Annotated in this window: 15 protein-coding genes; 10 read left to right on the forward strand and 5 right to left on the reverse strand. The window is 64.9% G+C overall.

Features of this window, described 5'->3' with window-relative positions; genetic code table 11:
• Window positions 1-58 precede the first annotated feature (58 nt).
• Window positions 59-967 (forward strand): 50S ribosomal protein L3 N(5)-glutamine methyltransferase, encoded by a 909-nt coding sequence (gene prmB / locus LOY51_RS07590; protein WP_125463152.1) that lies wholly within the window; start codon window positions 59-61, stop codon window positions 965-967.
• A gap of 143 nt (window positions 968-1,110) precedes the next feature.
• Here the strand turns inward: prmB and LOY51_RS07595 are convergent, their stop codons facing one another.
• Together LOY51_RS07595 and LOY51_RS07600 are read right to left on the reverse strand one after the other, a co-directional pair.
• Window positions 1,111-1,893 (reverse strand): hypothetical protein, encoded by a 783-nt coding sequence (locus tag LOY51_RS07595; RefSeq protein WP_258645528.1) that lies wholly within the window; start codon window positions 1,891-1,893, stop codon window positions 1,111-1,113.
• Window positions 1,894-2,016: 123 nt separating this feature from the next.
• On the reverse strand, window positions 2,017-2,979 hold the full coding sequence (locus LOY51_RS07600) for an alpha/beta hydrolase (RefSeq protein ID WP_258645529.1): 963 nt from the start codon (window positions 2,977-2,979) through the stop codon (window positions 2,017-2,019).
• Between the two features lie 255 nt (window positions 2,980-3,234).
• On the opposite strand from LOY51_RS07600, the gene aroC reads away from it, so the two are divergent.
• The 3 genes from aroC to LOY51_RS07615 all read left to right on the forward strand — a co-directional run bounded on the left by aroC (window position 3,235) and on the right by LOY51_RS07615 (window position 6,162).
• Complete coding sequence (gene aroC, locus LOY51_RS07605) at window positions 3,235-4,326, forward strand: chorismate synthase (RefSeq protein WP_125463156.1); 1,092 nt, start codon at window positions 3,235-3,237, stop codon at window positions 4,324-4,326.
• Between the two features lie 145 nt (window positions 4,327-4,471).
• Window positions 4,472-5,626: an MFS transporter gene (locus LOY51_RS07610; protein ID WP_125857845.1), complete on the forward strand. Its 1,155-nt coding sequence runs from the start codon at window positions 4,472-4,474 to the stop codon at window positions 5,624-5,626.
• Window positions 5,626-6,162, forward strand: a complete 537-nt coding sequence (locus tag LOY51_RS07615; protein ID WP_258645531.1) for an oxidase — start codon at window positions 5,626-5,628, stop codon at window positions 6,160-6,162. The genes LOY51_RS07610 and LOY51_RS07615 overlap by 1 nt, the downstream gene beginning before the upstream one ends.
• 9 nt (window positions 6,163-6,171) lie before the next feature.
• Here the strand turns inward: LOY51_RS07615 and LOY51_RS07620 are convergent, their stop codons facing one another.
• A complete protein-coding gene (locus LOY51_RS07620) occupies window positions 6,172-6,444 on the reverse strand; it encodes a DUF3509 domain-containing protein (RefSeq protein WP_125463159.1) in 273 nt (90 codons plus the stop codon).
• Between the two features lie 267 nt (window positions 6,445-6,711).
• Between LOY51_RS07620 and LOY51_RS07625 the strand changes: the two genes are divergently transcribed.
• Both LOY51_RS07625 and LOY51_RS07630 read left to right on the forward strand, forming a co-directional pair.
• On the forward strand, window positions 6,712-7,233 hold the full coding sequence (locus LOY51_RS07625; RefSeq protein WP_258645534.1) for an ankyrin repeat domain-containing protein: 522 nt from the start codon (window positions 6,712-6,714) through the stop codon (window positions 7,231-7,233).
• 62 nt (window positions 7,234-7,295) lie between these two features.
• The gene (locus LOY51_RS07630; RefSeq protein ID WP_110992565.1) at window positions 7,296-7,826 is read left to right on the forward strand and encodes a hypothetical protein; all 531 of its coding nucleotides are present in this window, start codon (window positions 7,296-7,298) and stop codon (window positions 7,824-7,826) included.
• A gap of 123 nt (window positions 7,827-7,949) precedes the next feature.
• On the opposite strand, the gene LOY51_RS07635 is transcribed toward LOY51_RS07630, so the two are convergent.
• Complete coding sequence (locus LOY51_RS07635) at window positions 7,950-8,888, reverse strand: ZIP family metal transporter (protein WP_258645536.1); 939 nt, start codon at window positions 8,886-8,888, stop codon at window positions 7,950-7,952.
• Window positions 8,889-9,014: 126 nt separating this feature from the next.
• Here LOY51_RS07635 and LOY51_RS07640 point away from each other — a divergent pair, with 126 nt between their 5' ends.
• The 4 genes from LOY51_RS07640 to LOY51_RS07655 all read left to right on the forward strand — a co-directional run bounded on the left by LOY51_RS07640 (window position 9,015) and on the right by LOY51_RS07655 (window position 12,411).
• Window positions 9,015-9,206, forward strand: coding sequence for a PLDc N-terminal domain-containing protein (locus LOY51_RS07640; RefSeq protein WP_125463163.1), 192 nt, complete (start codon window positions 9,015-9,017; stop codon window positions 9,204-9,206).
• 227 nt (window positions 9,207-9,433) lie between these two features.
• Window positions 9,434-11,512 (forward strand): LTA synthase family protein, encoded by a 2,079-nt coding sequence (locus LOY51_RS07645; RefSeq protein WP_258645538.1) that lies wholly within the window; start codon window positions 9,434-9,436, stop codon window positions 11,510-11,512.
• A gap of 144 nt (window positions 11,513-11,656) precedes the next feature.
• Window positions 11,657-11,893, forward strand: coding sequence for a hypothetical protein (locus LOY51_RS07650; RefSeq protein WP_125463165.1), 237 nt, complete (start codon window positions 11,657-11,659; stop codon window positions 11,891-11,893).
• A gap of 185 nt (window positions 11,894-12,078) precedes the next feature.
• Window positions 12,079-12,411 (forward strand): ribonuclease E inhibitor RraB, encoded by a 333-nt coding sequence (locus LOY51_RS07655; protein ID WP_110992570.1) that lies wholly within the window; start codon window positions 12,079-12,081, stop codon window positions 12,409-12,411.
• Window positions 12,412-12,465: 54 nt separating this feature from the next.
• Here LOY51_RS07655 and LOY51_RS07660 read toward each other — a convergent pair whose 3' ends face one another.
• On the reverse strand, window positions 12,466-13,266 hold the full coding sequence (locus LOY51_RS07660; protein WP_258645540.1) for a cytochrome c: 801 nt from the start codon (window positions 13,264-13,266) through the stop codon (window positions 12,466-12,468).
• Window positions 13,267-13,551: the final 285 nt, after the last annotated feature.

The raw sequence follows: 13,551 nt of genomic DNA on the forward strand, positions 1-13,551 counted from the left end.
AGAGCATTTGTGTGGTGTGGGCTGTTAGACTTTTGGCCTGTCTGAAAAGGAGTCTTCCGTGATCACATCCCGCCTGCGCACCCTGCGCGACCATATCCGCTGGGCGGTCAGCCGCTTCCATGAGCATGAGCTGTTCTTCGGCCACGGTGCCGACAATGCCTGGGACGAGGCCCGCCTGCTGGTGCTCGGCGCCGTGCACCTGCCGTGGGAGGTGGCCGACAGCTACCTGGACTGCCAACTGGAGGACGACGAGCGGGTACGCCTGATGCACTTGCTCAAGCGCCGTATCGAGGAGCGGGTACCGACCGCCTACCTGCTGGGCGAGGCGTGGTTCTGCGGCATGTCGTTCATTGTCGACGAGCGTGTGCTGGTGCCGCGCTCACCGATTGGCGAGTTGATCGAAAAACGCTTCGAGCCGTGGCTGGCGGCGGAACCTGCGCGCATCCTCGACCTGTGCACCGGCTCCGGTTGCATCGGCATCGTCGCTGCCGAGGTGTTCCAGGAGGCTGAGGTGGTGCTGGGCGACCTGTCCTTCGACGCCCTGGAAGTGGCCAACCAGAACATCGAGCGCCATGGCCTGGATACGCGGGTCTACACCGTGCAGGGTGATGGCTTCGCCGGCCTGCCGGGGCAGCGCTTCGACCTGATCCTGTCGAACCCGCCATACGTCGACTCGGAAGACTTTGCCGACATGCCGGCCGAATACCACCACGAGCCCGAACTGGGCCTGGCCTGCGGCAATGACGGCCTGGACCTGGTGCGGCGCATGCTCGCCGAGGCGGCTGACCATCTGACCGAAAAAGGTTTGCTGATTGTCGAAGTGGGCAACAGCCAGGTGCATGTCGAGGCGTTGTACCCCGAGGTGGACTTTGCCTGGCTGGAGTTCGAGCGCGGCGGGCACGGGGTGTTCATGCTGACTGCCGAGCAGTGCCGGCAGCATCAGGAACTGTTCGCTTCGCGGGTTTGATCGGCGTTCGGTGAACTGGGGCTGCTGTGCAGCCCTATCCGGCCGGTCCGGCGCCCCGGCAAGGCCGCTCCTACAGGAGACCGCGTACATCTGTAAGAGCGGCCTTGTGCCGCGAACGGGCCGCAACGCGGCCCCAGCTTTTGTCAGCGAGTGGCAATCCAGATCAGCAGCCCGGCCTGGAACACCGCAAAGGCTACCAGGCAGGTGATGGTGAAGCGCAGCCCATTGTCCTCGCGGCGGTACTTGGCCACACGCTCGTCGCGCTCGCGCAGCTGCGCTTCCTTTTCCATCAGGTTCTGTTCGGCCTGCTGCAGCATGCCGGCGGCGTCGAGGATGTCGACCCGCTGCACCTTCTCGGCATTCCAGCCGCCCTTGAGCTGGCCCACTGTGGTTTCCACCACGGCGCCCTTGAGTATCTGGCCTTCGCTGTACTCCACGGCCAGGCCGACGCTGGTCAGCACATGGTCGCGGCGCAGGCGCGTGTCTTCGTTCAGCGCGTCCTTGTTCGGCAGGCTCATGCCTTCGATGCGGTAGCCCGAGCAGCGCTGCTGCAGCCATTGCACCGCCTGGGCCAGCAGGTAGCGGCCAAGCCCACGATTGAGCGGCTCAAGCTGCAGGCCGGCGTCGCTGCCGATGCGCACCAGGCGCTGTTCGTGATCGACGCGAATATCCAGCTGGTTCTGTTCCTTGCGCACTTTCTGCCCGGGCAGGCGGATTTCCATGCGCAGCAGGCTATGGGCCTTGTCATGCCGCTCGGCGTAACCGAACTGGACGAAGCGCAGCGGGCGGGCGCCGCTGTTGCGATCGGTCGGCAGGGCGGCCAGGCGCAGCAGCTGGAAGTGTTCGGCAGCCAGGTCCGCCCACGGCTGCGGGGCGCTTTCCGGGGCTTGTTCTTCGGTCGCCTCGGCGGCGGGAGCATCGGTCATCAGGGCAATCCTCAGGTGCGCGGCGGCCGGGTGCTGGTGGACATCGCACGCGCAGTCACCGCCTTCTCATGCCGCGTTATCGGCAGCCATCGCCAAGACCTGAGCCTACGGCGGCAGGAAAGCTCAGGCCGGCGGCAGGCCATGGATGAAGGCGACGATCCGTTCGCCCAGTTCGCGGGCCAGCGGCAGTTCGGGATTGCTGTAGCTGTCGCGTTGCTGGCGCATGTCCCGGGGGCTGATGCGCAACATATGGTTCATGCCGTCGATCAGCGCCAGTTGCGCGTCGGGCTTGGCGGCCTTGAGCCGCTCGGCGTCGGCAACCTCTACCTGCACGTCGTTGCGCCCCTGAATGATCAACGCCGGCACCTGGAGCCTGGCGAACGCCGCCGCCGGGTCCTGGCGCAGCAGCGAAATCAGGTACGGCTGCACACTGGGGCGGAACACCTGGCGCAGCGGGGCCGGTACATCCAGGCTGGTCTGCCCGGCCTGCAGGCGGTCGATCAGGGCCACGCCACCGGCCAGTTGCGCCGCCGGCAGGCGCTGGGCCAACTGCTCGCGCAGCACATCGGCCACCGGGCGGCCGCTGCCGGCCAGGGTGATGACCGCGCTGGCGCCGGCTTGCTCGGCGGCCAGGCTGGCAATCAGTGCCCCCTCGCTGTGGCCGACCAGGATCAATGGGCCGAAACGTGGGTCGTGGCGCAGTTTCTGGCCCCAGGCCACGGCGTCGGCGACGTAGCGCTCGACGCTCAGATCGCGCTCGTCCGGGGTGGCCGGCTGGCTGGCGGCCACCCCGCGCTTGTCGTAGCGCACGCTGGCGATGTGTTCGCTGGCCAGCAGCAAGGCCAGGCGCTTGAGGTTGTCGATGCGCCCGGAGGCCGGGTTGTTGCCGTCGCGGTCGGTGGGGCCGGAACCGGCGATGATCAGCACCACCGGCGGCGGGGTGTCCTGCTGCGGCAACAGCAGGCTGCCGTGCAGCACGCCCTGGCCGGTGTCCAGGTCGATCGGGCGTTGCAGCACGGTAGGGGCGGCCGCTTGGGCCAGGCTGGCGCACAGCATTAGGAGCAGGGTGATGAGGCGCGACTTCATGGATGGGGGGCTGCTTGGGGAGGTGAGGGTAAGACAGAGCCGGAAGGGGAAGGTTCGTGCGGCGCGTCGAGTTGACCTGTGCCGGCCTCTTCGCGGGTAAACCCGCTCCCACAGGGTCAGCGCCGGTTTCGAACACACAGTAGCACCTGTGGGAGCGGGTTTACCCGCGAAGAGGCCGGCATGGGCAACCCATCCTGTGGCGTTTTCCGTATACTGCTGCTTTCGTCCCACTCAGGCTGATTTCGCGGAGCGTCCATGTCCGGCAATACCTACGGCAAGCTGTTCACTGTCACCACCGCTGGCGAAAGCCATGGCCCGGCGTTGGTCGCCATTGTCGATGGGTGCCCGCCCGGCCTGGAAATCTCCCTGGCCGATCTGCAGCATGACCTTGACCGGCGCAAGCCCGGCACCAGCCGGCATACCACCCAGCGCCAGGAAGCGGATGAAGTGGAGATCCTCTCCGGCGTGTTCGAAGGCCGCACCACCGGCTGCTCCATCGGCCTGCTGATCCGCAACACCGACCAGAAGTCCAAGGACTACTCGGCGATCAAGGACCTGTTCCGCCCGGCCCACGCCGACTACACCTACCACCACAAGTATGGCGAGCGCGACTACCGCGGCGGCGGGCGCAGCTCGGCGCGCGAGACCGCCATGCGCGTGGCAGCAGGCGCCATCGCCAAGAAGTACCTGGCCACCCAGGGCATCCGCGTGCGCGGCTACATGAGCCAGCTCGGCCCGATCGAGATCCCGTTCAAAACCTGGGACTCGGTGGAAGACAACGCCTTCTTCAGCCCCGACCCGGCCAAGGTGCCGGAGCTCGAGGCCTACATGGACCAACTGCGCCGTGACCAGGATTCGGTCGGGGCGAAGATCACCGTGGTGGCCGAGGGCGTGATGCCGGGCCTGGGCGAGCCGATCTTCGACCGCCTCGACGCCGAGCTGGCCCATGCACTGATGAGCATCAACGCCGTCAAGGGCGTTGAGATCGGCGCCGGTTTCGCCTGCGTCGCCCAGCGCGGCACCGAACACCGAGACGAAATGACGCCGGAAGGCTTCCTCAGCAACAACGCCGGCGGCATTCTCGGTGGCATCTCTTCCGGCCAGCCGATCGTCGCCCACCTGGCGCTCAAGCCGACCTCCAGCATCACCACGCCGGGCCGCTCGATCGACATCGATGGCAACCCGGTGGAAGTGATCACCAAGGGCCGTCACGATCCGTGCGTCGGTATCCGTGCCACGCCGATCGCCGAAGCGATGATGGCCATCGTGCTGATGGACCACCTGCTGCGCCACCGCGGGCAGAATGCCGACGTGAAGGTGAATACCCCGGTGCTGGGCCAGCTCTGAGTATTCAGCCGACTGTGCCGGCGCTATCGCCGGCAAGCCGGCTCCCACAGGTCATGGGTTGTCGCTGAGGCCTGCGCATAACCTGTGGGAGCTGGCTTGCCAGCGATAGGCCCGGTCAGACACCACCGAACCCGCGGTCTGCCCCATGCCCCCCATCCCCTACTGGCGCCTGTCCAGCTTCTACCTTTTCTACTTCGCCCTGCTCGGCTCCACGGCGCCGTTCCTGGCCCTGTACTTCGATCACCTGGGCTTTTCCCCGGCACGCATCGGCGAGCTGGTGGCCATCCCCATGCTGATGCGTTGCGTCGCCCCCAACCTGTGGGGCTGGCTGGGTGACCGCAGTGGCCAGCGCCTGTTGATCGTGCGTTTGGGGGCTTTGTCGACCCTGGCGACCTTCTCGCTGATCTTCTTCGGCAAGAGCTACGCCTGGCTGGCGTTGGTGATGGCCCTGCACGCGTTCTTCTGGCATGCGGTGCTGCCGCAGTTCGAAGTGATCACCCTGGCCCACCTGCACGGCCAGACCGCGCGCTACAGCCAGGTGCGGCTGTGGGGCTCGATCGGCTTCATCCTCACCGTGGTCGGCCTGGGGCGCCTGTTCGAACAGTTGAGCCTGGACATCTACCCGGTGGCCCTGGTGACCATCATGGCCGGCATCGTCGCCGCCAGCCTGTGGGTGCCCAACGCCCAGCCGCCGGAGCATGCCGAGCGGCGCGGGGCAGGGGGCTTCCTCAAGCAGTTGCTGGCCCCGGGCGTGCTGGCGTTCTACCTGTGCGTGGGGCTGATGCAACTCAGCCACGGCCCGTACTACACCTTCCTCACCCTGCACCTGGAGTCGCTGGGCTATAGCCGCGGTGCGATCGGCCTGCTGTGGGCGCTGGGGGTGGTGGCCGAGGTGCTGGTGTTCATGGCCATGAGCCGCATCTTTGCGCGCTTTTCGGTACGCCGGGTGCTGTTGGCGAGCTTCCTGCTGGCCGCCGTGCGCTGGCTGCTGCTGGGCAACCTGGCGGATATCCCGGCGGTGCTGGTGCTTGCCCAGGTGTTGCACGCCGCCACCTTCGGTTGCTTCCACGCCGCCAGCATTGCCTTCGTGCAGTCCAGCTTCGGTGCCCGCCAGCAGGGCCAGGGCCAGGCGTTGTACGCCGCCTTGTCCGGCACCGGCGGTGCGCTGGGCGCGCTGTATTCGGGTTACAGCTGGAAACTCCTGGGCCCGCACTTCACCTTTGGTATGGCCAGCGTCGCGGCACTGGCGGCAGCCGTTATCATTGCCCTCCGTTTGAAAGACAGCAGGAACGACCCCTGATGAGCATCCTCAGCGTTTTCCACAGCAGCAGCCCCGAGCTTGCGAACAAGGTACTGACTCACCACGACGACATCGTCGCCACCCTGGCCGAGCAGGGTGTACGCCTGGCGCGCTGGGAATCCGGCGCGCGCCTGCGTCCTGGCAGCAGCCTGAGCGAGGTGCTGGACGCGTGCCGCGCACCGCTCGACCGGCTGATGAGCGAGCATGGCAGCGCAACCTTCAGTCTGCTCAGCCGCGATGGCGACGACCCCGCCGAGGTCGACTTGCGCGACGAGCATGTGCATGACGACGAGCAAGTGTTCGCGCTGATCAGCGGGCGTGCGCAGCTGAGCCTGCGCCTGGGCGATTTCGTCTATGCCGTGCTGTGTGAAAAAGATGATGTGCTGGTGGTGCCGGCTGGCACCCGGCGCTGGCTTGACCTGGGGGACACGCCGTTCTGCCTGGCGTTGCGGCTGCACGCCAGCGAGCAGGGCGTGCAGCCGCGTTTCACCGGTGATGCCGGTGCCCGGCAGTTCCCGGGGTTTGGCGAGCTCTGAAACAGCCGCTTAGCGGTAGGTTGGCAGCGCGAAGCGCTGCTGGCTCTGCAGCCTGGAGATCACTGGCAGTTCGCTGGCTTGTTCGGCGAGGTCACGGCGCAGCGCACTGATCGCCCACGACAGCTGTTCGGCACTGTGCAGTTGCGCGTAGCTCAGCACTCGGCGGGTGACCACGCCATCGGCGGCGCGCAAGGTCAGCAGCACACCGCCGTCCGGGCGGGCCTTCGTGTCCACCTGATAAGCGGAAAACACCGAGACGAACTTTTGCTGGATGAGGTCCATATCAACTCCTGACTGATGTGTGGGCAGACATGAGTTGGGTTTTGCAGTGATCGTGCCATTCTTCTCGTTGTAAAAAATCCTTTATAAACAATAAGTTATCGCATATTTGGGAACGCCTTGGATTGCATTCTGCAAGGTCGTGCAATTTGCACAGTGCAATTTGCACGGTCATAGCTTCTGTCTTTGCCCCCCATAGAATCTGAACCTTTGACCCGCTGGCGGTGCCTGACCAACACTTGGGCCCATTCAATTGCCAGGAGGTTCCAGATGTCCGACCAACAGCCCGCGCCCATGACCGCCGAAGAAACCGCCGCATTCGCCGAAGAAGTCTTCGAGCGTGCCCGCCGCGGCGATGCGCCGATGCTCAGGCGCCTGCTCGACAGCGGCTTGCCGGTCGATTTACGCAACCACAAGGGCGATACCCTGCTGATGCTGGCCAGCTACCACGGCCACCATGAGGCGGTGCAGGTGCTGCTCGGCCACGGTGCCGACCCACTGATCGCCAACGACAATGGCCAGTTGCCCATCGCCGGCGCGGCATTCAAGGGCGACCTGGCGATGATTCGCCTGCTGCTGGAGCAGGGCGTGCCCGTGGACGCCGCCGCAGCGGACGGCCGTACCGCACTGATGCTGGCGGCGATGTTCAATCGCCTGGAGATCATCGACTACCTGCTGGCCCAGGGCGCCGACCCGGCGCACCGCGATGCCGGGGGTGCCACCGCACTGATGGCGGCGCGCACCATGGGCGCGACGGACGCTGCAGCGCGCCTCGAAGCACTCGCCGGCTAACGGCCCGGGGGCGTTTGCGGCTATCCTTGGCGCCTTTTCACGCCAACCCGCAGGGCCCCCCCATGAAAGACCAGTTGCTCGAACTCATCCGCCTCATCGCTGCCGGCTGCATGCGCGATGAGGATATCGAGCGCATCGCCGACGAGGCCGCCCAGGCTTACGCCGACCCCGCCGCCTTCCTTGCTGCCAACCCAGACATCAATTACGACGATACCTTCCCGTTCCCGCTGGGCGAATGGGTGGTGGTCGGCAGCCTGCCCGACACCGTGCTGTTCCAGGCCGACAGCTACCAGGACCTGTTCCAGCAGATCAGCGATTCGTTCGACAAGAGCGTGCCGTTCACCCTCAAGCCCAAGCAACTGGCACGTACCGAGCCGTTGACCGCGCTCAACCGCATCCAGGTGCAGATGGGCGCGCTGAACAAGGAAGCCGGCGGTTATGTGCTGCTGAACTTCAGCCAGTTGCTCGACGACGAGTTGCAGGTGGTGATGGTGGGGCAGAACGACCTGGCGCGGGTGCTGGAGCTGGGCGCTGCGGTGGGGATCAAGGTCGAGCCGGCGCTGGAAGCATTGAAGGTGGCTGTACACGTCTGAAATCTGCGCCGCTCTTTTCGCGGGTAAACCCGCTCCCACAGGTACTGAGCTGGCCTCAGGCCCTGTACAAAACCTGTGGGAGCGGGTTTACCCGCGAAATGGCCCTGAAGGCAGTAGTCAGTTTCAACCCAACGCGGTATCGAGAAACATCATCACCGCAAACCCGCCCATCAACCCCAGTGTCGCCGAGGTCTGGTGGCCGTTGCGGTGGGTCTCCGGAATGACCTCGTGGGACACCACGAAGATCATCGCTCCCGCCGCCAGGCCCATGCTGATCGGGTAGGCCAGGGCGAAGCCGGTGGAGATGCCCAGGCCGATCACCGCACCCAACGGCTCCATCAGGCCGGAGCCGATCGCCACCAGCGCCGCCTTGAAGTTGGACAGCCCCGTGGCGCGCAGGGCCAGGGCGACAGCCAGGCCCTCGGGAATGTCCTGGATGGCGATGGCGCTGGTCAGTGGCAGGCCGATGCTCATGTCGCCGTTGGCGAAACTCACACCGATGGCCATGCCTTCGGGCAGGTTGTGCAGGGTGATGGCCAGCACGAACAGCCACACCCGGCTCACCCGCTCGGCTTGCGGGCCACAGGGGCCCGTGCTTTCGTGCTCGTGCGGGGTGAAACGGTCGAGGCCGAGCATCAGCAGCACGCCCAGGCCCATGCCCAGCACCACGGTGAAGGCTGCGGCCGGGCCGTTGCCGGTGATCTCGCGGGCAGCGTCGAGGCCGGGAAGAATCAGGGAGAAGGAACTGGCGGCGAGCATCATGCCGGCGGCAAAGCCGAGCATCACGTCCTGGCTGCGCGCGCTGACGTCGCGCAGCACCACCGCCAGCACCGCGCCCAGCGCGGTGGCCGCAAAGCCGGACAGGCCGCCGAGGGTGGCCAGGGGCAGGTGGTCGGCATGATCGCCATTGAGCGCATTCCAGATGCTCGCCAGCAGCAGTGCGATGATGGCCAGCAGGCTCAAGCCCAGGCCGGCGCTGAGCCAGGGTGTGGTGCGGGCCTGTTGCCGCCAGGCGCCGAGTGGCGAGAAGGGGGTGGCGTTGTGGTTGTGGGCTGGGGGCATGCGGACCTCGAAGCGATGAATGCTGCCAGTCTATCCACTGACTGGCCCGTGGGACCAAGGATTCCCCTCTATCGAGGCCATAGCCAGCTATGCTCTGGCTCACATTCACCACACGGGAGCGGCGGCATGGGCTCTACTTTCAACGGGCTGGTCGGCCTGGTCATCCTCGCCCTGGACATCTGGGCGGTGCTGAACGTACTCAAAAGCAGCGCCGAAGTCGGTATCAAGGTGTTGTGGATCCTGCTGATCGTGCTGCTGCCGGTGCTGGGGCTGATCATCTGGGCCATTGCCGGCCCGCGGGGCAACCTGCGGATCTGATCACCTGATACCGCGAAAAGCTGGCATCAGCAGTTACAATTTGCCGACGACAAGGCCTATCCTGCCATAGCCTGTGACAAGCGCTATCGACAAAATTTTCACACTCGATTTTCGAGAATCCGCGCCGCACAATGCCGCTCTGGTCCGGTGCCATGATCGATGGCAAGGCCTGGCTGTCGGCGATTTCGCCCTTTTCGCAAACCCGCAATCCTAGGACCTCTCCATTCATGGCTATCACGGACGCCCTGAAGCAAGGGGGCGCGCGAGGCTCGTTCTCGCCGACCCTGAAATCCCACCTGGCCTATACGCTGCTCAGCGGCCTGGTGATCATGCTGATGCTCAGCCTCGTGCGCCTGGCGCTGCTGGTCTACAACAGCGACATGATCGGCGACACCCCTTACTCGACCGTGGCCGAAGGTTTCCTCAACGGCCTGCGCTTCGACCTGCGGGTGGTTGTGTACATCAGCATTCCGCTGCTGTTGGCCCTGCTCAGCCCCTGGCTGATGGCCCGGCGTGGCCTGTTCCGCTTGTGGCTGACCATCGCGTCGAGCGTGGTGATGTTCCTCGGCCTGATGGAGATGGATTTCTACCGCGAGTTCCACCAACGCCTGAACGGCCTGGTGTTCCAGTACATCAAGGAAGACCCCAAGACCGTCATGAGCATGCTCTGGTACGGCTTCCCGGTGGTGCGCTACATCCTGGCCTGGCTGGTCGGCACCTGGCTCTTGAGCCTGCTGTTCAAGGGCATCGACCGCCTGACCCGTGGCGGCAGCGCCAGCCTGCAAGGCGCCGGCACGCGCACCGTGGCGCCTTGGTACGGTCGCCTGGTGGTGTTCGTGGTGATCCTGCTGATCGCCGTGGTGGCCGCCCGTGGCACCCTGCGCCAGGGCCCGCCCATGCGTTGGGGCGATGCTTTCACCACTGACTCGAACTTCGTCAACCAGCTTGGCCTGAACGGCACCCTGACCCTGATCGATGCCGCCAAGAGCCGCTTCGGTGAAGACCGCGCCAACATCTGGAAAGCGACCCTGGACCAGAACCTGGCCACCCAGAGCGTGCGCGACCAGCTGCTGACCCCGCATGACACCCTGGTCGATGCCGACGAAGCGGCGATCCGTCGCGACTTCGTGCCGCCCCAGGAACGCACCCTGCCGATCAAGAACGTGGTGGTCATCCTGATGGAGAGCTTCGCCGGGCATTCGGTGGGCGCCCTGGGCAGCGAGACCAACATCACTCCGTATTTCGACAAGCTGGCCAAAGAGGGGCTGCTGTTCGACCGCTTCTTCTCCAACGGCACCCATACCCACCAGGGTATGTTCGCCACCATGGCCTGCTTCCCCAACCTGCCGGGCTTCGAATACCTGATGCAGACCCCGGAAGGCGGCCACAAGCTGTCCGGCCTGCCAGCGCTGCTCAGCGCCCGCGATTACGACGACGTCTACGTCTACAACGGTGACTTCGCCTGGGATAACCAGTCCGGGTTCTTCGGCAACCAGGGCATGACTACCTTCATTGGCCGCAACGACTTCGTCAATCCGGTGTTCTCCGACCCGACCTGGGGCGTTTCCGACCAGGACATGTTCGACCGCGGCAACGAAGAGCTGGCCAAGCATGACGGCAAGAAGCCGATCTATGCCCTGCTGCAGACGCTGTCCAACCACACCCCGTACGCACTGCCCAAGGACCTGCCGGTCGAGAAGGTCACCGGTCAAGGCCGCCTGGACGAGCACCTGACCGCCATGCGCTACTCCGACTGGGCGCTGGGCCAGTTCTTCGAGAAGGCGCGCAAGGAGCCGTACTTCAAGGAGACCCTGTTCGTCATCGTTGGCGACCACGGCTTCGGCAACCACCAGCAGGTCACCGAGCTGGACCTGGGCCGCTTCAACGTGCCATTGCTGCTGATTGCCCCGGGTATCCAGGACAAGTTCGGCGCGGTCAACCACACCGTGGGCACCCAGGTCGACATCGTGCCGACCATCATGGGCCGCCTCGGTGGCCAGGCCCGCCACCAGTGCTGGGGCCGTGACCTGCTCAACCTGCCGGAAGGCGACCAGGGCGTGGGCATCATCAAGCCGTCGGGCAGCGAACAGATCGTCGGCCTGGTGCAGGGTGACCGTATCCTCATCGAGTCCAAGGACATGAGCCCGCGCATGTACCGTTACCAGCTGGGCCGTGAGTTCAAGGCCGAGCTGATCGACAGCCCGGACGAGTCGCAGTTGCAGAAAAAACTGGAGGCGTACATCCAGACCGCGACCAAGAGCCTGCTGGACAACACCGCTGGTGTGGTCCATGGCACGCCGAAGTAACTAAGTCGCTGCATCGAAAAAGCCCGCCCTGACCCGGCGGGCTTTTTTTATCAAGTTTCATGCTTGGGGCTGAACAATTGCCCCCTTGTCAGGGTCAAGCTAGTACGCAGTTTCACTCACCGTAGTGGTAGCGAGGGCTGATCGATGAAAGAGTGGGAAGTGCGCTTTGCTGACCAGAAGGGCGAACCGCAATCGCTGTTGCTCAACGCCGAGCAGCGCCCCAGTGAGGAAGATGCCGCACGGGCGATTCGCTCCCGTCTGTTTCCGCTCATGGATGAACTGGACCTCAACGATTTTCAAGACCGCAGCTTTTCCCCGACTGCACGTTGGCTCAAGGAGCAGAACGGCGTCACCATCACCGCTATTGACGAAGCCCCCTGAATAACGGGTTTCTGGCGAGGTGCCGGCTCAGGCACTACGCTGCTTGAAGACGTGGGCCTATTCTGCGGGTCCGCGTCGTCTTCATTCTCGTTTTGCATCAGCTCTAAACGCCAGGCAAGTCTCAAGTGCCAGGCAAGTGCGTTGTGCACGGAAAGTCTATCCATTGCATTGCAGGAGGACGTTTCATGAGCAGCCTGAACGACGATATCAGCAGCAGTGTTCTTAGCCAGATGAAAGCTGGCGGTTTTGACTTCACCCGCATCCACCCCATCGAGTTCTATGCCGTTTTCCCCGACGAGGCCTGCGCGCGCCGGGCGGCGGGGCAGTTCCGTGGGGAGTCGCTCAGTGCCCAGGTGAGCGAGCGCGACGATGGCGCCTGGCACCTGGAACTGAGCAAGGTCATGTATGCCACCTACGGGGGGATTGGCGCTTTCGAGGCATCGTTCGAACGCGTCGTTTCGCCTTATGGCGGCGAGGTCGAAGGCTGGGGCGTCAAGCAGGAGCGGCCGATCGCCTGAGACCTGCAGGAGCGCCCCGGCAAGGCCGCTCCTGCAGTCAGCGCAAGGTCGGCTTCACTGTTTACGCCCCGCCATATGTTTCAGATACGCCAGCAACGCATCGAGCTCCTGCTCGTTGAGCACCTGCGTGGAAAACCCCGGCATCCTTGCCTGCGGCCACCGCCGCAGGCTCTGCGGGTCGCGGATGTACTGGCGCAGGAACGCCGGCTGGAAATACTCGGTGGGGTTGTGCGGCAGGTTCAGGTCCGGGCCGAATTGCGCGTCGCCTGCGCCATTGAGGCGGTGGCAGGCCAGGCAGTTCTGCTGGAACAGGGCGAAGCCCTGGCGCACCGGGTCGTGCTCAGGCAACGCGGGGGCGGGCAACAGGGCAGGGAAGCGTACCTCCACCGCAGCCAGGCGGCGGATCGTGGCGATCTGGAACGGCCATTGTTCGGGGCGGATACCGCTGGCCCGGGGGTTGGTCCAAACCAGGTAGAACGGCCCGGCGCTCGGCTTGCCGGCGGCGAGCGGCGGCCAACCATGGGCGGGATCTTCGATGGCCAGCCAGGCCTGGGCCGGGCCGCTTTGCAGCAGCGCAGCCGCCGGCATTTCGGCGGCGAAACCATCCAGGGCCACGGCTTGCAGGTGATCGGCTGCGCTCACCCCTTCGAGCAGCGCCGCCAGCGGCACTGCGCGGTAATGCACCGTTCGTTTGTAGGCCACATCCTGTTCGATGGTGATGTCGCGGGCTTGTGGGTGGTGGAGCAGTTGCTCGCTCTGCCATTGCCGGTGCTTTTCGCCCAGCTCCAGGTTCAACTGCGCCGCCGAAAGCGGCGGTGTGAGCAACAGGCAGAGCAGGGCGAGGTACAGGCGCATGGGGGTCTCCAACCATCAAGGTCGGCAGATTACCCGTGCATAACCTGCAAAGGCCACAGCCGCCGTCAGCCAAACAGCCGGGTGAGGTTCGGCAGAATCAGTAGCAGTGTGGTGGCGAACAGTATGAGCCCGGCTTGGCGTACTTTCGATTGTCTGAACATGGCGGACCGCCTTCTTGTTGTTATTCCTGAATAACCCTTGACTTCCCTGTCACGCGTCGGGTCGATCGCAGTGGCGTGGTAAGACGCCGTCGCTGCTTGCCTCGTGTTTTGTCGATATACAACC

The organism is Pseudomonas sichuanensis (genome assembly GCF_024749065.1).
GTDB classification, from domain to species: Bacteria; Pseudomonadota; Gammaproteobacteria; order Pseudomonadales; family Pseudomonadaceae; genus Aquipseudomonas; species Aquipseudomonas sichuanensis.